The sequence below is a fragment of the Azospirillum sp. genome (genome assembly GCF_035627195.1).
In the GTDB taxonomy this organism is placed as follows: domain Bacteria; phylum Pseudomonadota; class Alphaproteobacteria; order Azospirillales; family Azospirillaceae; genus Azospirillum.
This window is the reverse complement of record NZ_DASPMG010000117.1, coordinates 35425-53421: the sequence shown is the minus strand read 5'-3', so window position 1 is coordinate 53421 and position 17997 is coordinate 35425. Positions and strand designations below refer to the sequence as shown.

Genomic DNA, 17997 nt, shown 5'->3' with positions numbered 1-17997 from the left:
GCTGGGCGATCTGTCCCTGGCCTCGGAGCTGAAGGCCGACGAGCACGGTCCGGCGCTGTGCGACAACAAGATCGACGCCTTCTTCTACGGCGTCGGCCACCCGTCGGCCAACATCCAGGACCCGACCACCGCCTGCGGCGGGAAGCTGATCCCGGTCACCGGGGCGGCGGTGGACAAGCTGGTGCAGCAGTTCCCCTACCTCGCCAAGGTCAACATCCCCGGCGGGCTGTACGCCAACAACCCGGACCCGACGCCGACCTACGGCGTGGTGGCGACGCTGGTCACCTCGGCCAAGGTGGCGGACGACGTGATCTACGCGGTCACCAAGGCGGTGTTCGAGAACTTCGAGGAGTTCAAGAAGCTGCACCCGGCCTTCGCCAACCTGGATCCCAAGGAGATGCTGAAGAACGGCAACTCCGCCCCGATCCATCCGGGTGCCGCGAAGTACTACAAGGAAAAGGGCTGGATGTAACGACCACTCTGCCCTCCCCCGCCCCCGGCGGGGGAGGGAGGGGCCCCAAGCTCCGCTTGGGGTGGGTGGGGGCAACGGCCTGCCCAAGGATCAACGGCCCGTCGGTTGGGTTGAGCGCCAGCGAAAACCCAACGCGGCCACGGCGCAAGTGGTGTTGGGTCCAGACCCAACCTACGCTTGATCCTCGGGCAGGCCGTTGCCCCCACCCTCCCGCTTCGCGGGTCCCTCCCTCCCCTGCTTCGCCGGGGGAGGGTTCAAATCGAAAGTCCCCCCATGACCGTCGAAGACGTCGACGCGCACAAGCGCGCCCAGCTTGAGGAGATGGTCGCAGAGGCCGACGTCGGCGGGCGCAAGCCCTCCGGCTGGACCGCGCGCCTGCTCGTCGCCGTGCCGTTCCTGTGGTCGCTGTACCAACTGTGGTACGCCTCGCCCCTGCCCTTCACCACGGGGCTGCTGATCCTCAACGACACGCAGGCGCGCGCCATCCACTTGGCGTTCGCGGTGTTCCTCGCCTTCCTGGCGTTCCCGGCGTTCAAGCGCTCGCCGCGCCGCCACGTGCCGCTGGCGGATTGGGCGTTCGCGCTGGCCGGCGCCTTCTGCGCCGCCTACCTCTACCTGTTCTACGGCGCCCTGGCGCAACGGCCGGGCCTGCCGACGACGCTCGACCTCGTCACCTCGGTGGCCGGGCTGCTGCTGCTGCTGGAAGCGGCGCGGCGCGCGCTGGGTCCGGCGCTGCCGGTCGTGGCGGCGGTGTTCGTGGCGTACATCTTCGCCGGCCCCTGGCTGCCCGACATGATCGCGCACAAGGGCGCCTCCGTCAGCCGCGTCATGTCGCACATGTGGCTGACGACGGAGGGCGTGTTCGGCGTGGCGCTGGGCGTGTCGTCCAGCTTCGTCTTCCTGTTCGTGCTGTTCGGCACGCTGCTGGAGCGCGCGGGCGCCGGCAACTTCTTCATCAAGCTGTCGTTCGCCCTGCTGGGCCACCTGCGCGGCGGGCCGGCCAAGGCGGCGGTGGTGTCGTCGGGGCTGACGGGCGTCATCTCCGGCTCCTCGGTCGCCAACGTGGTGACCACCGGCACCTTCACCATCCCGCTGATGAAGCGCGTCGGCTACCCCGCCCACAAGGCCGGCGCGGTCGAGTGCGCGGCCAGCGTCAACGGCCAGATCATGCCGCCGGTCATGGGCGCCGCCGCCTTCCTGATCGCCGAGTACGTCGGCATCTCCTACGCCGAGGTGGTGAAGCACGCCTTCCTGCCGGCCATCATCACCTACATCGCGCTGTTCTACGTGGTCGACATCGAGGCGGCCAAGCTCGGCCTCACCGGCGTCAAGCGGCGCAGGGAGCGCGACCTGATGCGTTCCGGCCTGTCGTTCCTGATGACGGCGACCGGCTTCGTGGTGCTGTGCGGCGCCGTCTACTACGGCCTGGGCTGGACCAAGCAGGTGTTCGGCAACGCCACCATCTGGATCGCCGCGGCGGCCACGGCGGCGGCCTACCTCGTGCTGGTCGCCATCCGCGCCCGGCACCCGGACCTGGAGGTCGACGACCCCAAGGCCATGCTCACCGACCTGCCCGACGCGGGCGAGGTGGCCCGCACCGGCCTGCACTTCCTGGTGCCGGTCTTCGTCCTGGTCTGGTGCCTGATGGTGGAGGGGCTCTCCCCCGGCCTCTCGGCCTTCTGGGGCACGGCGACGCTGATCGCCGTGGTGGCGACGCAGCGCCCGCTGACATCCCTGTTCCGCCGCGAGCGCGACCTCGCCACGCCGCTGCGCCTGGGTCTGGCGGACGTGGGCGACGGCATGGTGCTGGGTGCGCGCAACATGATCGGCATCGCCATCGCCACGGCCGCCGCCGGCATCATCGTCGGCACCGTCTCGCTGACCGGCGTCGGGCTGGTGCTGACCGAACTGGTCGATTTCCTGTCCGGCGGCAACCTGATGGTCATGCTGCTGCTGACGGCGGTGATCTGCCTGATCCTCGGCATGGGCATGCCGACCACCGCCGCCTACGTGGTGGTGGCCACGCTGATGGCGCCGGTGATCGTCGAGCTGGCGGCGCAGAACGACCTCGCCGTGCCGCTGGTGGCGGTGCACCTGTTCGTCTTCTACTTCGGCCTGATGGCGGACGTGACGCCGCCCGTGGGTCTGGCCGCCTTCGCCGCCTCCGCCATATCCGGCGCCGATCCGGTGAAGACCGGCGTGCAGGCCTTCCGCTACGAGATCCGCACCGGCCTCCTGCCCTTCATCTTCATCTTCAACACCGAGTTGCTGATGATCGGCATCGGCGGCCCCGCGCACTTCGCGCTGGTGGCGGGCAGCGCGCTGCTGGCCATGCTGATGTTCGTCGCCGCCACGCAGGGCTGGTTCCTGGTGAAGAGCCGCTGGTACGAATCCGCCGCCCTGCTGCTGGTCTGCTTCACGCTGTTCCGGCCGGGCTTCTGGATGGACCTGATCCATCCGCCCCACGACAGCGTGCCGGCGCAACGCATCGAGGAGATCGCCGCCGCGGCCCCGCCCAACGGCGCCCTCCACCTGCGCGCCACCGGCGAGACGGTGAGCGGCGAGACGGTGCAGAAGGCCATCCGACTGCCGCTCGGCGACGGGCGCTCGGGTGCCGAGAGGCTGAAAGCGGTGGGCGTCACCCTGCGCCAGGAAGACGGCAAGGTGCTGGTCGACGACATCCGCTTCGGCAGCGTCGCCAACCGCCTGGGCCTCGACCTCGACTGGCAGATCCAGGAACTGCTGCTGCCGGCCGAACGGCCGTCCAAGCACTGGATGTTCATCCCGGCCTTGCTGCTGCTGGGCATCGTCGTGCTGTTGCAGCGCCGCCGCCGGCCGATCGCGCGGATGCACGCCGGCGCGCGCACGGCCTGAAGGGAGAAGCGGCTTATGCACGTGATCGTCCTCGGCGCCGGCATCGTCGGCATGGCGTCCGCCTACGCCCTGGCACGCGACGGGCACGCGGTGACGGTGGTGGACCGCGCCTCCGGCGTCGGGCTGGAGGCCAGCTTCGCCAACGGCGGACAGCTCAGCTACAGCTACGTCGCCCCGCTGGCCGGGCCGGCGGTGCCGAAGTCCATCCCCGGCTACCTGCTGCGCGCGGACTCGCCCCTGCGCTTCGCCCCGGCCGCCGACCCGCACCAGTGGCGCTGGATCCTGCGCTTCCTCGCTGCCTGCACCGAGGCGCAAAGCCGCCTCACCACCCGCCGCCTGCTGGCGTTGGGCAGCCTCAGCCGCCGCGCGCTGCACGCGGCGGTGGACGAGCACGGCCCGGCGCTGGACTTCGCCTACGCCCGCAACGGCAAGCTGGTCGTCTACTCCACGCCCGAAGGCTTCGAATCCGCACGAGCCCAGATGGCCTACCAGCGCGAACTGGGGTGCGAGCAGCAGGCGGTGGACGCCGACGGCTGCGTGGCGATCGAACCGGCACTCGCCACCCTGCGCCCGCGCCTGACCGGCGGCATCTATACGCCGAGCGAGGAGGTCGGCGACTGCCACCGCCTGTGCGAGAGCCTGCGCCGCATCCTGGAAGCCGCCCCGACCCCCGCCACCTTCCGCCTGGGCACGACGGCCCTGAACCTGCGCCTGGAGCAGGGCCGCGTTACCGGCCTCGACACCGACCAGGGGGTGATCGAGGCGGACGCCGTGGTGCTGGCGGCGGGCGTCGGCAGCACCCGCTTCGCCCGCGGCGCCGGGCTCGACCTGCCGATCTACCCGCTGAAGGGCTACAGCGTCTCCGCCCCGATGCTCGATCCCGCCAAGGCACCGAAGGTCAGCATCACCGATTCCGCCCGGCGCATCGTCTATGCCCCCATCGGCGGCGACCTGCGCGCCGCCGGCATCGCCGACCTCGTCGGCCTGGACGCGGCGATCCACCCCCGCCGCCTGGACCTCGTGGCGCGGGAGACGCGCGCCGCCTTCCCCGGTGCCGCCGACTACGACCGCATCCGCCCGTGGTCCGGCCTGCGCCCGGCCACCCCGACCGGCGCCCCGCTGCTCGGCCCCACGCCGGTGCCCGGCCTGTGGCTCAACACCGGCCACGGCGCCCTGGGCTTCACGCTCGCCATGGGCTCCGCCCGCGTCGTCGCCGACCTGATGGCCGGCCGCACGCCGGAGATCCCGGTGGACGGGTTCCTGGTGTGAAAGGCGACGTCAGCGGCGCCCCTTCGGCCCCAGCCCCGCCGCGTCCAGGCGGCCGGTGAAGGACGATTTGCGCGCGTGCCGGGCGCGCAGCGTCGCGACGCGATCGATGAACAGCGTCTCCCACCCGTCCCGCTCCGCAACCCGCTGGATGTCGAGCAGGATGGACACGGCCATGTCGTAATTCTCCGGCCGCATCGTGGCGATCAGGTCCTCGACCTCCAGCCACGCGGCCTCTCCGCGCCGCGCCAGCGCGTCCAGGCGTTCGGCCAGTTCGGCGGCGGCGCGCTCGGCCTCCAGCCGCTCGCGCTCCCCGGCGCGAGCGTCGGCGGCGGCCAGCAATTCGCCCGCCGTGCGGACGGGCTGCGCCGGCTCGGACTCCGCCCCGGCGGCTTGGCGCAGCCGGCGGCGCAGCTCGCTCGCCAGATTGGGCGCCTCACCGGCGACCAGCCGCACGAGCATCGCGTCCTTCTCATCCGCCGGCAGCCCGCGCACGAACGCCTCCACGGGATCGCGCGCGAACAGATCCTCGTCCCCGGCATCCGCCCCGCCCAGCGCGGCCTCGACCAGATCCGGCTCCAGGCCGAAGAACGTGACGAAGCTCTGCAACGGCCCGTCCAGGCGGCCGAGGCCGGGCGGGCGCGGGGGCTCCTCCTCGTCCTCGTCCACCTCGCCCTTCTGCAGGCCCAGCAGCCAGCCCAGGTAGAGGCAGCGACAATCCCCTTCCATCAGCGCCGCCCGCAGCGGCGCCAGGGACGCCAGCCAGCCGGATCCGTCGTCCCACTCCTCGACGTCGACCTCGTCGGCCGAGAAGGTGAGGATCACGTGCTCGCCCGCCGCTGTCACCTCAAGTGCCCGGCCGACGGCATAGGGGTGCGCCGCCTTGCGGTCGAACAGCGCGCGCGGCAGGCGGATCATCAGCTGCCGCGTGTTCCAGTTGGCGAGGTAGAGGTGCAGGTCGAACCAGCGCGCCACCATCTCGCGCGGGACGGCCTTCAGGTCGCCCCACTCGTAATGGTTCGTGAAGCTGGTCGCGGTGATGCGCGCCCGCGAGGAAATCCGCCGAAGTTCCGCCTGCGCCCCGGCGTCCAGCGGGCGGTCGATCGCCTGGAATTCGTAGTACTGGTACTCGCTCATGGGGCGCGCCCCCCTTCAGATCACCCCTTCGCCGCCGGCCTCACGGTGCGGCAGCGGCGCTTCAGAACCTCCATGGCGGGGGTCAGCTGCTCCTCTTCCACTGCGAAGGTGGCGGAATCGAGCCAGCGGCCGTCGGCGGCGCTCAGGCCCACCTCCAGCATGCCGGGCGTCCAGGAGACGGCGGCGTCGACGACGCCGTCCTCCACCTCGGCCGAGGCCACGTCGACGAAGCGGCCGAGGTCGCCCAGCACGGCGGTGTCGTCCCACGGCTCCTCGGCCACGAAGTCGAGAAGGTCGGTCAGCCCGCCCACCGGTCGGCAGCGGCTGATCGGCGCGTAGACCTCAGCCACCGCGGCCGAGAACACGTCGAGCGCGGCCAGCAGGCGCGCGTCCTCCGCGGCTTCCGCCTCCTCGTCGTAGGCGTCCTCCGCCGTCCCTTCCTCGCCGTCACGGTCCGGCAGGCGCTGCTCGAACAGGCCGACGAAGGCCAGCAGGCCGGCGCCGTCCGCCGGGTCGGCGGTCAGCTCCTGGTCTTCCATATGGTCGGCCGCGTCGTCGAGGGACGCCAGGATCCGGCGCAGCAACGCGCGGCGGTCGCTGGGGTCCAGGTAGGACAGCGGCTCCGGGTCCAGCCACACGGGCAGCAGGCGCAGCGTCTCGCCCTCCGCCAACAATTCGGCGCCGGCGAACGCCTGCTCCAGCAGGTGCACGGGCGGCGCCGATTCGGCCTCGTCCGTCACCTCGGCCACGAACCAGTACAGGCTGGCGGACGTCCGCTCGCCGGCGTCGTTGACGCGGTCGACCATCTCGGACAGCGATTCCACGTCGTCCATGAAGGCCATCTGCTCGTCGTCGCGCAGCTTCTGCACGGCGACGTCGATCACCGCCTGCCGGCCGTTGTCCAGCAGCTCGTCCAGCAGCTCGTCGAAGCGCGGATCCTCGGCGCGCCACAGCCGCACCAGGCGGTCGGCGGGCGTGCCCGTGAAGCGCTCGCGCGGCGTCTTCGCGCTGTCGTCCCAGTCGTCGTCGCGTCGGCCCACTTGCCCCTCCCATCCCGCGGTGCGCGGCCGGCGATCTTAGGGACGCCGCGCCATCAGGTCGATGAATGATTTCAGACCGCTGAATGATTTATGGGTGCATGGGCGCGCAGCCCAGCCATGCCGGCCCGTCATTTGCTCCTCTTGCCCCGGATGCGTCGATCTACACCATGCGTGCCCGTTGCTCCCGGCCGCGGACCGGGGCAATCTCCCCAGGACGTCGCAGACAAACAGGGCACCCGCCGAAGGGAAGCCCGGAACGGGAGGTTCCGTCATGTTCGGATTGATGCAGCAGCGCCCGCTGATGATCTCGTCGCTGCTCACGCACGCGGCCCGCCACCACAAGGACGCCGGGGTGGTGTCGAAAACGGTCGAGGGCGACGTGCACCGCTACACCTACGTCGAGGCGGAACGGCGCGCCCGGCGCCTCGTGCGCGTCCTGCAAAAGCTGGGGGTCGGCGCGCAGGACCGGGTCGGAACGCTGGCCTGGAACGGCTACCGGCATTTCGAGCTGTACTACGCCGTCTCCGGCATGGGGGCGGTCTGCCACACCATCAACCCGCGCCTGTTCCCGGACCAGATCGCCTTCATCGTCAACCACGCCGAGGACAAGGTGCTGTTCGCGGACACCACCTTCGCCAAGCTGGTCGAGGGGCTGGCGCCGCGGTTTGCCGGCAGCGTCAAGGCCGTGGTCATGATGTGCGACGCCGCGCACATGCCGGAGCTGAGCCTGCCGGCCGGCATGGCCTTGCACTGCTACGAAGACCTCATGGCGGCGGCCGACGAGGATTACGAGTGGCCGGAGTTCGACGAGAACACCGCCAGCTCGCTCTGCTACACCTCCGGCACCACGGGCGATCCGAAGGGTGTGCTGTACAGCCACCGCTCCACCATCCTGCACGCCTACGGCATCTGCCTGGCCGACACCATGGGCCTGCGCTCGGTCGACCGCGTGCTGCCGGCGGTGCCGATGTTCCACGTCAACGCCTGGGGCACGCCCTACGGCGCGCCGCTGGTCGGCGCCACGCTGGTGATGCCCGGCCCGCACCTGCTGGGCGCCCCCATGGCGGAGCTCATGAACGCCGAGCGCGTCACCGTGGCGGCCGGCGTGCCGACCATCTGGATGAGCCTGCTCCAGCACCTGCAGAACTCCGGCGGCCGGCTGGAGACGGTGAAGCAGCTGATCATCGGCGGCTCCGCCTGCCCGCGCATGCTGATGGAGGAGTTCGACAGCCAGTTCGGCGTGCGCGTCGACCACGCCTGGGGCATGACGGAGCTGAGCCCCATCGGCACCTACAACCGCTTCAAGGCCTCCAACGCCGACGCCACCGGCGAGGACGCCATGCGCATCCGCATGACGCAGGGCCGCGTGCTCTACGGCGTCGACATGAAGATCGTCGGCGGCGACGGGCAGGAGCTGCCGTGGGACGGCAAGGCCTTCGGCGACCTGTACGTCAAGGGGCCGTGGGTGTGCAGCGCCTACTACAACGTGGCGCCCGACGGCGTGACGCACGACGAGCAGGGGTGGTTCCGCACCGGCGACGTGGCGACCATCGACGCCGAAGGCTACATGAACATCACCGACCGCTCGAAGGACGTGATCAAGTCCGGCGGCGAGTGGATCAGCTCCATCGAGCTGGAGAACATCGCCGTCTCCCACCCCGACGTGGCGGAGGCCGCGGTGATCGCCGCCCTGCACCCGAAGTGGGACGAGCGCCCGCTGCTGATCGTCGTGCCGAAGCCCGGCCGCACCATCGACCGCGACGCCATGCTCGCCTTCTACGAGGGCAAGATCGCCAAGTGGTGGCTGCCCGACGACGTGGTGGTGGTGGAGGAACTGCCGCACACCGCCACCGGCAAGCTGCTGAAGACCTCCCTGCGCGATACGTTCCGCGAGCACTACATGAAACAGTGAGGCGACGCGGGCGTTGGGCTTCGCGACGCCCAACGCCCCGCGCCCGCCAAGAAACAACGGGAGAGAAAGAGACACCCCATGGACATGTCCGGCGAGCACCGCATCCCCGCCCCGCCGCAGGCGGTGTGGGACGCGCTGAACGACCCCGAGGTGCTGAAGGCCTGCATACCCGGCTGCAAGGAGCTGGAGCGCACCTCCGACACCGAGTTCACCGCCACCGTCTCCACCAAGGTCGGCCCGGTCAGCGCCACCTTCAAAGGGGCGGTCACCCTGTCCGACATCGACCCGCCCAACGGCTACACCATCGCCGGCCAGGGCCAGGGCGGTGCCGCCGGCTTCGCCAAGGGCAACGCCCGCGTCGCCCTGACGCCGGACGGCGACGGCACGGTGCTGCGCTACGAGGCCAAGGCCGACGTGGGCGGCAAGCTGGCGGCCATCGGCAACCGCCTCGTGGCCGGCGTGGCGCGCAAGACCGCCGACCAGTTCTTCACCAACTTCGCCACCCGCCTCGGCGGCGGCGAGCCGCCCGCCGATACGGACGCCAAGGGCGACGACGGTGTCAAAGAAGAGACGCAAGACGAAAGCGATTGAACCGGCCGCCCCGTGAGCGGATTTTTCAGCGCAATTTGGCGTTAAAATCCGCTCACGGTAAGGTCACATGCCGCCCCTGCCCCGGAAACTGACTCTCTCCCTCGCCGCCGTCCTGCTTGTGCTTGCCGGATGGCTGAGCTTCGCCGCCTGGAGCGACTACACCCGCCACAGCGGCGAGGCGGACGCCACCTACAGCGAACTGCTGTCCATGGCCGGCCGCGGCGAGATGGCCTCCGTCACCTTCGCGCAGGGCGCCGCGCACGCCACCGCCACCGACGGCCGCCGCTTCCGCTCCGTCGTCCCCGTCACCGACGAACTGCTGAAGGAACTGCGCCGCCACGACGTCGCCCTGGCCTTCGAGGAGGGCGGCGGCCTCGTGGCGAAGACCGGCACGGTGCTGGAGAAGATGGCGCCGCTGCTGATCCTCGGCCTGCTGGTGGCCGGTCTGGCGCTCAGCGGCGGGCAGATGTTCGGCCTGAACCGCGCCACCCGCGTCGCCCCCGACGACACCGGCGTGACCTTCGCCGACGTAGCCGGCGTGGACGAGGCGAAGGAGGAGCTGCAGGAGACGGTCGAGTTCCTGAAGGACCCCCACCGCTTCGCCAAGGCCGGTGCCCGCGTGCCCAAGGGCCTGCTGCTGGTCGGTCCCCCCGGCACCGGCAAGACCATGCTGGCCAAGGCCGTGGCGGGCGAGGCCGGCGTGCCGTTCTTCACCGCGTCGGGCTCCGACTTCGTGGAGATGTTCATCGGCCTGGGTGCCGCGCGCGTGCGCAGCCTGTTCCGTCAGGCCCGCGCCAAGGCCCCCTGCATCCTCTTCATCGACGAGATCGACGCGCTGGCGGGCAAGCGCGGCGAGGCGACCTCGCACTCCGAGCGCGAGCAGACGCTGAACCAGCTTCTGGTGGAGATGGACGGCATCGTCACGGGCGGCGACGTGATCGTCATCGCCGCCACCAACCGGGCGGAGATGCTGGACGCCGCCGTCCTGCGCCCCGGCCGCTTCGACCGCCACATCCACGTGAACCCGCCCGACGTGGCGGGGCGCGAGGCGATCCTCGGCGTGCACGCCGGCCGCCTGTCGCTCGCCCCCGACGTCTGCCTGCACACGCTGGCGCGCGGCACGCCGGGCTTCTCCGGCGCCGAACTCGCCAACCTGCTGAACGAGGCGGCGCTGTCGGCGGCGCGCCAGGGCCGCGTGGTGGTCACCCACGCCGACATCGAATACGCCAAGGACCGCGTCCTGCTGGGCAACGAGCGCCGCAGCCTCGCCCTCTCCGACCACGAGCGGCGGCTGACCGCGGTGCACGAGGCCGGGCACGCGCTGGTCTCCATCCGCTGCCCGGCGGCCGACCCGATCCACAAGGCGACCATCATCCCGCGCGGCCGCGCGCTGGGCATGGTCGTGCGCCTGCCCGAAGGCGACCGCGTGTCGCTGTCGCGCGCCAAGCTGGAGGCCGACATCGCCGTCGCCATGGCCGGCCGCGCCGCCGAGGATCTGGTGTTCGGCTGCCAGGCCGTCACCACCGGTGCCGAGGCCGACTTCCGCGCCGCCACCGACATCGCCCGGCGCATGGTCACGGCCTGGGGCATGAGCGAGCTTGTCGGCTGCGTCGCCCACACGGCCGGCGAATCCTCCGAACGCATGGCGTGGCGCATCGACGAAGAGGTCCGCCGCATCACCGACGAGGGCATGGAGCGCGCCCGCCGCCTCCTGACCACCGACCGTCACGCCCTCGACGCCATCGCCGAGGCGCTGCTGGAACGCGAAACCCTGACTGGCACGGAGATCGAGGAACTGGCGGGGGCGGAGCTGCAGACCGAGGCGGCATAGAAGAAAAAGCCCTTCTCCCCTTGAGGGAGAAGGGTTGGGATGAGGGGTATTTACCGCCGAAAGGCGGGATATGAGTCTCCTCCGCCCTGCCGGGCGTGACCACCCTCACCCCAACCCCTCTCCCCTCAAGGGAGAGGGGCTTTATGTTTTACCCCTGCAGCCGCAACCCCGTCTTCTTCAGGATCTTCGTGCTGTACAGCACCGTGTGCCCGCGCGCCCGCGCGCCCAGCAGCGCGGCCATCTCCTCCATGCGGCGGGACACCTCGGCGCGGTCCTTGGCGTGCACCATGGCGAACAGGGTGTAGGGCCACTCCGGCGGGCGGGCCGGGCGGCGGTAGCAGTGGCTGACGTACGGCAGCGCCGCCAGGATCCGCCCAGCCTCGTCGATCACGTCCTCCGGCACCTCCCACACGGTCATGCCGTTGGCGACGTAGCCCAGCTTGTAATGGTTCGGGACGGCGGCGATGCGGCGCACGACGCCCAGGTCCAGCAGCCGTTCGAACCGCGCGATGACCTCCTCGGCCGGGATGCCCAGCTGTTCGCCGACGGCGGCGAAGGGGCGCGCGGTCACCGGCAGGCCGGCCTGCGTGGCGACGATCAGGCGGCGGTCCATGTCATCCAGCGTCATGCCGTGAACCTCAGGTCCAGGTAGTATTCGGCTTGCTTGGGGAAGTTGAAGACCTCCAGCCCCGTCGCCGCCTCGATCTCCGCGATTGCCCCGGCGACGCGCTCCGGCGTCTCCGTCGCCAGCACGAACCACATGTTGAGTTCATGGTCGCGGGCGTAGTTGTGCGCCACCTCGGGCAACGCGTTGACGATGCCGGCGACGCGCTCGAAATCCTCGGCCGGCACCTTCAGCGCCGCCAGCGTCAGCCCGCCGCCCATGCGCTCGGCGTGGTACATGGGGCCGAAGCGGGTGAGCAGCCCGCCCTCCACCATCGCCCGCACGCGCGCCACCACGTCATCCTCGCCCAGACCCAGTTCCGCGCCGACGGCGGCGAACGGCCGGTCCACCAGCGGCAGCCCGTCCTGCAGGCGGTTGATCAACGCGCGGTCCAGATCGTCCATCACGCCCTCCGCGCCACGCCATAGCAGGGTGCGGTCTGCTTGAAGCGGCGCACGGTGAACAGCAACTCGTGCGGCACGTCGGTCAGCCGGCAGGCCTCGGCGGCGGCATCCACCACGGCGCGCACCTCGTCGGCGTCGCGCCCGTGGATCATGGTGAACAGGTTGTAAGGCCACGCCGTCCGCCGCGGCCGCTGGTAGCACAGCGACACCCCCCGGCACCGCGCCAGCCCCTCCCCCGCCGCGTCGACCTGGGCGTCGGGAATGTCCCACACCACCATGGCGTTGGCCGTGAAGCCCAGCGCCCCATGGTCGACGATGACCCCGAAGCGGGAGATGGCGCCAGCCTCGCTCAGCGCCCGGATGTCGGCGATGACCTCCGCCTCGCTCACCCCCAGTTCGGCGGCGATGGCCGCATACGGCCGTTCCACCAGCGGCAGGCCGCGCCGCAGCCGGCCCAGCAGGCGTTGCGTCAGTTCCATAGCGGGAACCCCAGGTCCAGTTGGTGGGCGCGCACCATCGGCAGTTCCAGCACCTCCAGCCCCGTGGCCTGCGTGATGGCGGCGATCACCGCCTCCACCCGCTCCCGCGACGGCGCGGTGACGACGAACCACAGGTTCAGCCGGTGGGCGCGCTGGTAATTGTGGTTGACCTCGTCGAAGCCGCCGACGATCGCCGCCACCCGGTCCAGATCGTTGGCCGGCACCGCCATGGCGGCCAGCGTCGAGGACCCCACCCGGTTCGGCCGGAACGTCGCCCCGACACGCGCCACGGCGCCCGACGCCTGCAGCCTCTGCAAGCGCGCCAGCACCTCCCTCTCCGTGCAGCCCAGGCGGGCGGCGACGGTGGCGTAGGGCTGCGGGTCCAGCGGGAAGTCGCGCTGGAACTCGTTCAGCAGGCGGCGGTCCAGCTCGTCCATGGCGGCGCCTCCCCCTTTAAAATCCGATGCGGCCGGCGCGGGCGGTGAAGAAGATGCCGCTGGGCTTGTCGGCGGCGATCTCGCCCACCTCGGCCAGCGTGCCGGTGCTGTAGACCTTGACCCGGTCGGTGTCGCGCACGGACACCCACACCCGCTCGCCGCGCGGCGTAAACTCCAGGTGCAGCACGCCCTTGCCCGGCGTCAGCGTGGCCGTCACCTTGCGCGCCGGCACGTCGATGACCTGCAGCTTGTCGTAGTCGGGCACGGCGAAGTTCACCCACACCTGCCGCCCGTCCGGCCGCGCCACCACGAACACCGGCTGCCCGGCCACGGGGATGCGCGCCGTCTCGGTCCAGGTGGTGGAGTCCACGACCAGCACCTCGTGCCGGCCGATGGCCGGCAGGAACACCAGATTGCCGGCGAAACCCCACCCTTCCAGGTGCGGCATCTTGAAGACGGGCAGCGGCTGCTCGCCCCGCCCATACCCGTCCATCACCCGCTTCACCCCGGCATCCGGGTCCCACAGGTCGAGCACGGCCAACCCGTCCTCCCCGAACAGGCCGGCGATGTAGAAGCGGCCGTCCGGGCTGACCAGCGCGTCGTAGGGCTGCTTGCCGATGTTCGGGTACTTGCGCACCTGCGGGTTCTTCGGGTCCGACAGGTCGGCCAGCCAGATCTCCCCGCCGTCGTACAGACTGAAGGCGAAGCGGTTGCCCGGCGCGTCCTCCAGCCCCACCACCTTGGACCGCGCCCCATCGGGGCCGTAGATCGCCGGAATGTCGGCGACGAGGTCCAGCGTCCCGGCGTCGAACACCTTGACGCCGCCCGGTTCGTAGTTCGCCACGGCGACCAGCCGCCCGTCCTCGGAAATGGCGCCGCCGATGGAGTTGCCGGCCTGCATGACCCGATTTTCGATGCAGCGCTCCAGCAGGTCGACCTTGGTCAGCCCCCCGTCGCGCCCGAACACGAAGGCATAGCGCCCGTCGCGCGAGATGACGGCCGAGGCGTGGCTGAGGTCGCCCAGCCCATCCACGGTCGCCAGCGTCGCGTTGGCGGTGTTCTCCACCACCTTGACGCGGCCCGCCGCGCGCTCGATGACGATGCCCAGGTCGTTGGTGCCGCGCGGCTCCGCGCTGCCGCAGGCGGCGAACGCCGGGCCGGCGGACACCATCGGGGCGAACAGGGCGGCGGTCAGGCCCACCAGGGCCAGGGAACGGCGAAGGGAACGGCGAAGGGTCATTGGTCCAGTCCCCGGCGCAGTCGGTCGATCATCCAGCGCGCCTCGTCGGCGGTGAGCAGGCCGCGCCACGGCGGCATCGGCGTGCCGGGGATGCCGTCCAGCACCACCTCGGCCAGCGCGTCCGGCGCCTTGGCCTGCAGGAATTCAGGCAACAGCGGCGCGCCCAGGCCGCCCTTCATGGTCATGCCGTGGCACGAACCGCAGTCCTGCCGCAGCATGTAGTCCAGTTCCGCCTGCCTTACCGGCGCCGGATCCCCGGCGGCGGCCAGCAGCGGCAACGCGGCCAACAACAGCGCGCCCCTACGCATCGACCGTCTCCCGGCCCAGCGGCGCCGGCTCGCGCAGGTTGGGCGCCAGTTGGCGGGCCAGCGACACGACGCGGCCGATGATGATCAGGCAGGGCGACGGCAGGTCGGTGCGCGCCGTGCGCTCCGGCAGGTCGTCCAGCGTGCCCAGGCACACCACCTGCTCCGCCGTCGTGCCGGCGCACACCACGGCGGCCGGCGTCGCCGCCGGCAGGCCGGCGGCGATCAATTGCCGGCGAATCTCCGCCACGTTCATCAGGCCCATGTAGAAGACCAGCGTGGTGTTGAGGTCGGCGAGGCTCGCCCAGTCCACCTCCAGGTCGCGATCCTCGCGGCCGTGGCCGGTGACGAAGCGCACGCTGGTGGCAAGGCCCCGGTGCGTCATCGGGATGCCCGCCGCCGCACCGCAACCGGTGGCCGCCGTGACACCCGGCACGATGTCGAAGGGGATGCCGGCCTCGGCCAGCACCAGCGCCTCCTCGCTGCCGCGCCCGAAGACGTAGGGGTCGCCGCCCTTCAGCCGCACGATCGTCCGCCCGGTCCGGCCCAGCCGCACCAGCAGGGCGTTGATCTCGTCCTGCGGCAGCGTGTGCTGCTTGGGCGCCTTGCCGACGAAGACGCGCTCGGCGGTCGCGGGGACGAGGGCCAGGATGCCGGGGCTGACCAGCCGGTCGTAGACGACGACGTCCGCCCGTTCGATCAGGCGCACCGCCTTGACCGTCAGCAGGTCCGGATCGCCGGGCCCGGCGCCCACCAGGTAAATCCGTCCAACAGCCATAGTTCGGTTCCGATCGCTGTCGCCGTTGATGCCCACATGCTCCGGCAGTCTGCCGCCGCACCCCTTGATGGATGTCAAGCCTCCCGGAATTGCCCTGCCCGGAGACGGCTATTCGACCACCACCTCGCCCTTCATGTGCGGGTGCGGCACGCAGTGGTAGGGGTAGCGGCCGGGTGTCGTGAAAGTGCGCCGGTACTGGTCCTCCGGCATCATCCGCTCCGACCGCTCGCCGTCGTCGAAGGCCACGTCGTGGCTGGTGCGTTTCTCGGCGTTGCGCCAGACGACGGTATCGCCGGCCTTCACCGCCACCGACGCCGGCTCGTACCGGTTCTTGTCGATCAGCACCTCGACCTCGGCGGCCGAGACGGTGCCGGTCATCGACGCGATCAGAATCGCGGGAAGCGCCAGTTTTCGCATGACGATATCCTCAATGGAGGGACACGAAGGGGGGCAATGGCTGCCTCTCGACAGATCGGCGCGCGCGCCTCACGATCGGCAAGAGATGGGAGGGCGCGATGAAGCACATTGAGAGGGCCAAGGCGAACGACGCTCAGGCATTCCATCGAAAGAAGACGGTGGCCGCCTGGAACGCGTTCGATGAAAAGCACGGCCGCTTCGCCGACGAGTGGAACCAGGACTTTAATCCGGACGGCAAGGAGCCATGCGATCAAAGCGGCCAACCCAAATCCACTGATCACGCATAGCCGACAGCGCCGTAGGTTGGGCCAACCGCAGGGCGGCCCAACACCCCTGTCCGTGGAAGGGGGTGTTGGGCCGCGCTGACGCTTGGCGCCAACCTACGCTTTCTACGTCTTAACCTACTGCTTGACCGCGTTGATCCCGGCTTCCGCGTTGTCCAGGCCCAGCTTGTAGTCCACCGACACGTGGTGGAAGCGGGCGTTGGTGTAGTCGTCGTGGATGGCGAAGCCGATGGTGTACAGCTTGCCCGCCTCGATGCTGATGTCGCCCGGCTTGTCGGACACCAGCTTGCGCACGATGGTCACCGTCCAGGTGCCGTCCGCCAGCGAACCGGTGCCGCTGCCGCCCTGGCCGCCGGTCATCACCCGCTCGGCCGAGACGTGGCCGTCCTCCAGGCTGTTGGTGCCCGACTTCCAGCGCACCAGGTCCATGAACACGCCCTCGCCCATCAGCTGCGCCAGCTCGGCTTCTGGCTTGGTCTTGTCCCAGCCGCCGCGCGGGCTGTCCTTGATGGAGATGGCGGTGCGGGTCTGCGGCAGGTACTTGGTGATGTTCTGCCCGGCCGGCGTGTCCGGCATGGAGCGGGCGTCCTGGTGGCAGGTGGACCAGCAGCCGCTGCGATCCGCGTCCGTCACCTTGCCGGCGTCGATCAGGAAGGCCAGCTTCACCTGGTTTTCCGGATCCAGCTTGCCGCCGTCGGCGAAGGGAACCGGCGCGTGCGGGTTGGCCGGCCACTGGAAGCGCATGATCAGGTTGGAGCCGTCGTGCGCCGCCTGGACGGACAGCGGGATGGAGGCCGGCTTGCCGGGGATCGGCGTCGTCTCCGCCTTCTGGCCCGCCGCCATCTTGGCGCCCATGTCGGCCTGCTCGCCCTCGTGGCAGCCGGAGCACGCCTCGCCCTTCTTGAAGGCGCGCGCACCGCCGTGGTCGGGGCCGTTCTGGATCCACTCGAACGAGGTCTGGCCCGGATAGAACAGCGTCACCTTCTTGGCCGGCACCTTCGCCCAGTCGACGGCCGGAGCCGCGACCGAAGCCGACGCGCCACCCGCCGCCGGAGCAGCCGGGGCCGGAGCAGCCGGGGCAGGTTCGGTGGCCGGAGCGGCGGCAACGACCGGCGCGGCGGCCGGACCGACCGGAGCCGGCGCGACCGCCGGCACCACGGCCGGAGCCGCAGGCGCAGGCGCGGCAGCGGTCTGCACCGGCTTCGCCGGAGCGGGCGTGGCCGGCGCAGCGGCGACCTTCTCGCCCTCTTCCTTCTCCAGCAGCTGGTGCACCGGCTTGTGGGCGATGCCCTTGTGGCAGTCGATGCAGGTCATGCCATCGGCCTTGGCCATCTCGTGCTGCTTCTTGGCGCGCTGCTTCTGCTTCTCGGCGTTCATGCCCTCGAAGGAGTGGCAGTTGCGGCATTCCAGCGAGTTGTTGGCCTTGAAGCGCGCCCATTCGTTCTTGGCCAGCTGCAGGCGCTTGGCGTCGAACTTCTCGGGCGTGTCGACGGTGCCCAGCGCCCAGTGCAGCAGCTCGTTGGAGGCCTGGATCTTGCGCTGGATCTTGTGGATCCAGTCCTTGGGCACGTGGCAGTCCGGGCACGTCGCGCGCACGCCGGTGCGGTTCTCGAAATGGATCGTCTTGGTGTATTCCTGGTACACGTTGTCCTTCATCTCGTGGCACGAGATGCAGAACTCCATCGTGTTCGTCGCCTCCATGGCGGTGTTGAAGCCGCCCCAGAACACGATGCCCGAGACGAAGATCACCGCCACACCGGCCAGCGAGGCGCCCAGGATGCGCACGCGCCGAAGACGTGTCCAGACGCTTTCCGTCGCCATGGCACCACCTATTCAAACCGTTCAGTCAGAAAAGAAAAGGCGTCC

18 protein-coding genes are annotated in these 17997 nt (G+C 70.5%); 7 read left to right on the top strand and 11 right to left on the bottom strand.

Features of this window, described 5'->3' with window-relative positions; all coding sequences use genetic code 11:
- From VED21_RS10700 to VED21_RS10690, 3 genes are all read left to right on the top strand, one after another.
- Window positions 1–472 (top strand): TAXI family TRAP transporter solute-binding subunit (locus tag VED21_RS10700; protein WP_324882334.1); only part of this gene is annotated, 472 nt, incomplete at its 5' end.
- A gap of 273 nt (window positions 473–745) precedes the next feature.
- Entirely contained in the window at window positions 746–3346 is a 2601-nt protein-coding gene (locus VED21_RS10695) for a TRAP transporter permease (protein ID WP_324882333.1), read from the top strand.
- A gap of 15 nt (window positions 3347–3361) precedes the next feature.
- Window positions 3362–4615, top strand: a complete 1254-nt coding sequence (locus VED21_RS10690; RefSeq protein ID WP_324882332.1) for a D-amino acid dehydrogenase — start codon at window positions 3362–3364, stop codon at window positions 4613–4615.
- 9 nt (window positions 4616–4624) lie between these two features.
- On the opposite strand, the gene VED21_RS10685 is transcribed toward VED21_RS10690, so the two are convergent.
- Both VED21_RS10685 and VED21_RS10680 read right to left on the bottom strand, forming a co-directional pair.
- Window positions 4625–5749 (bottom strand): hypothetical protein, encoded by a 1125-nt coding sequence (locus tag VED21_RS10685; RefSeq protein WP_324882331.1) that lies wholly within the window; start codon window positions 5747–5749, stop codon window positions 4625–4627.
- Between the two features lie 20 nt (window positions 5750–5769).
- On the bottom strand, window positions 5770–6789 hold the full coding sequence (locus VED21_RS10680; protein ID WP_324882330.1) for a hypothetical protein: 1020 nt from the start codon (window positions 6787–6789) through the stop codon (window positions 5770–5772).
- Window positions 6790–7060: 271 nt separating this feature from the next.
- On the opposite strand from VED21_RS10680, the gene VED21_RS10675 reads away from it, so the two are divergent.
- From VED21_RS10675 to ftsH, 3 genes are all read left to right on the top strand, one after another.
- The gene (locus VED21_RS10675; protein WP_324882329.1) at window positions 7061–8701 is read left to right on the top strand and encodes a 3-(methylthio)propionyl-CoA ligase; all 1641 of its coding nucleotides are present in this window, start codon (window positions 7061–7063) and stop codon (window positions 8699–8701) included.
- A 78-nt stretch (window positions 8702–8779) separates the two neighbouring features.
- Window positions 8780–9292: a carbon monoxide dehydrogenase subunit G gene (locus VED21_RS10670; RefSeq protein WP_324882328.1), complete on the top strand. Its 513-nt coding sequence runs from the start codon at window positions 8780–8782 to the stop codon at window positions 9290–9292.
- A gap of 67 nt (window positions 9293–9359) precedes the next feature.
- The gene (gene ftsH / locus VED21_RS10665; protein WP_324882327.1) at window positions 9360–11123 is read left to right on the top strand and encodes an ATP-dependent zinc metalloprotease FtsH; all 1764 of its coding nucleotides are present in this window, start codon (window positions 9360–9362) and stop codon (window positions 11121–11123) included.
- 148 nt (window positions 11124–11271) lie between these two features.
- Here ftsH and VED21_RS10660 read toward each other — a convergent pair whose 3' ends face one another.
- The 8 genes from VED21_RS10660 to VED21_RS10625 form a co-directional block, all read right to left on the bottom strand.
- Window positions 11272–11751, bottom strand: a complete 480-nt coding sequence (locus tag VED21_RS10660) for an AsnC family transcriptional regulator (RefSeq protein WP_324882326.1) — start codon at window positions 11749–11751, stop codon at window positions 11272–11274.
- Window positions 11748–12191: an Lrp/AsnC family transcriptional regulator gene (locus tag VED21_RS10655; RefSeq protein WP_324882325.1), complete on the bottom strand. Its 444-nt coding sequence runs from the start codon at window positions 12189–12191 to the stop codon at window positions 11748–11750. The genes VED21_RS10660 and VED21_RS10655 overlap by 4 nt, the downstream gene beginning before the upstream one ends.
- Window positions 12191–12670, bottom strand: a complete 480-nt coding sequence (locus VED21_RS10650; protein WP_324882324.1) for an AsnC family protein — start codon at window positions 12668–12670, stop codon at window positions 12191–12193. Before VED21_RS10650 ends, VED21_RS10655 begins: the two co-directional genes overlap by 1 nt.
- Window positions 12661–13107, bottom strand: a complete 447-nt coding sequence (locus VED21_RS10645) for an AsnC family transcriptional regulator (protein ID WP_324882323.1) — start codon at window positions 13105–13107, stop codon at window positions 12661–12663. The genes VED21_RS10650 and VED21_RS10645 overlap by 10 nt, the downstream gene beginning before the upstream one ends.
- Window positions 13108–13123: 16 nt before the next feature.
- Window positions 13124–14347 (bottom strand): cytochrome D1 domain-containing protein, encoded by a 1224-nt coding sequence (locus VED21_RS10640; protein WP_324882322.1) that lies wholly within the window; start codon window positions 14345–14347, stop codon window positions 13124–13126.
- On the bottom strand, window positions 14344–14655 hold the full coding sequence (locus tag VED21_RS10635; protein WP_324882321.1) for a cytochrome c: 312 nt from the start codon (window positions 14653–14655) through the stop codon (window positions 14344–14346). Before VED21_RS10635 ends, VED21_RS10640 begins: the two co-directional genes overlap by 4 nt.
- Window positions 14648–15430 carry a uroporphyrinogen-III C-methyltransferase gene (cobA, locus tag VED21_RS10630; RefSeq protein ID WP_324882320.1) on the bottom strand — a complete coding sequence of 261 codons (783 nt, stop codon included), beginning with the start codon at window positions 15428–15430 and terminating at the stop codon, window positions 14648–14650. Before cobA ends, VED21_RS10635 begins: the two co-directional genes overlap by 8 nt.
- 108 nt (window positions 15431–15538) lie before the next feature.
- Window positions 15539–15847 carry a cupredoxin domain-containing protein gene (locus VED21_RS10625; RefSeq protein WP_324882319.1) on the bottom strand — a complete coding sequence of 103 codons (309 nt, stop codon included), beginning with the start codon at window positions 15845–15847 and terminating at the stop codon, window positions 15539–15541.
- Window positions 15848–15945: 98 nt separating this feature from the next.
- On the opposite strand from VED21_RS10625, the gene VED21_RS10620 reads away from it, so the two are divergent.
- The gene (locus VED21_RS10620; RefSeq protein ID WP_414638177.1) at window positions 15946–16134 is read left to right on the top strand and encodes a hypothetical protein; all 189 of its coding nucleotides are present in this window, start codon (window positions 15946–15948) and stop codon (window positions 16132–16134) included.
- Between the two features lie 114 nt (window positions 16135–16248).
- On the opposite strand, the gene VED21_RS10615 is transcribed toward VED21_RS10620, so the two are convergent.
- Window positions 16249–17952, bottom strand: coding sequence for a NapC/NirT family cytochrome c (locus VED21_RS10615; RefSeq protein ID WP_324882318.1), 1704 nt, complete (start codon window positions 17950–17952; stop codon window positions 16249–16251).
- Between the last annotated feature and the right edge of the window lie 45 nt (window positions 17953–17997).

Excerpts from the sequence above, each read along its gene's own strand:
- VED21_RS10660 (WP_324882326.1), bottom strand. The coding sequence starts at position 11,751 with ATGACGCTGGATGACATGGACCGCCGCCTGATCGTCGCCACGCAGGCC.
- VED21_RS10640 (WP_324882322.1), bottom strand. The coding sequence starts at position 14,347 with ATGACCCTTCGCCGTTCCCTTCGCCGTTCCCTGGCCCTGGTGGGCCTG.
- VED21_RS10685 (WP_324882331.1), bottom strand. The coding sequence starts at position 5,749 with ATGAGCGAGTACCAGTACTACGAATTCCAGGCGATCGACCGCCCGCTG.
- ftsH (WP_324882327.1), top strand. The coding sequence starts at position 9,360 with ATGCCGCCCCTGCCCCGGAAACTGACTCTCTCCCTCGCCGCCGTCCTG.
- VED21_RS10645 (WP_324882323.1), bottom strand. The coding sequence starts at position 13,107 with ATGGACGAGCTGGACCGCCGCCTGCTGAACGAGTTCCAGCGCGACTTC.
- VED21_RS10635 (WP_324882321.1), bottom strand. The coding sequence starts at position 14,655 with ATGCGTAGGGGCGCGCTGTTGTTGGCCGCGTTGCCGCTGCTGGCCGCC.
- VED21_RS10615 (WP_324882318.1), bottom strand. The coding sequence starts at position 17,952 with ATGGCGACGGAAAGCGTCTGGACACGTCTTCGGCGCGTGCGCATCCTG.
- cobA (WP_324882320.1), bottom strand. The coding sequence starts at position 15,430 with ATGGCTGTTGGACGGATTTACCTGGTGGGCGCCGGGCCCGGCGATCCG.
- VED21_RS10650 (WP_324882324.1), bottom strand. The coding sequence starts at position 12,670 with ATGGAACTGACGCAACGCCTGCTGGGCCGGCTGCGGCGCGGCCTGCCG.
- VED21_RS10655 (WP_324882325.1), bottom strand. The coding sequence starts at position 12,191 with ATGGACGATCTGGACCGCGCGTTGATCAACCGCCTGCAGGACGGGCTG.
- VED21_RS10670 (WP_324882328.1), top strand. The coding sequence starts at position 8,780 with ATGGACATGTCCGGCGAGCACCGCATCCCCGCCCCGCCGCAGGCGGTG.
- VED21_RS10690 (WP_324882332.1), top strand. The coding sequence starts at position 3,362 with ATGCACGTGATCGTCCTCGGCGCCGGCATCGTCGGCATGGCGTCCGCC.
- VED21_RS10695 (WP_324882333.1), top strand. The coding sequence starts at position 746 with ATGACCGTCGAAGACGTCGACGCGCACAAGCGCGCCCAGCTTGAGGAG.
- VED21_RS10625 (WP_324882319.1), bottom strand. The coding sequence starts at position 15,847 with ATGCGAAAACTGGCGCTTCCCGCGATTCTGATCGCGTCGATGACCGGC.
- VED21_RS10620 (WP_414638177.1), top strand. The coding sequence starts at position 15,946 with ATGAAGCACATTGAGAGGGCCAAGGCGAACGACGCTCAGGCATTCCAT.
- VED21_RS10675 (WP_324882329.1), top strand. The coding sequence starts at position 7,061 with ATGTTCGGATTGATGCAGCAGCGCCCGCTGATGATCTCGTCGCTGCTC.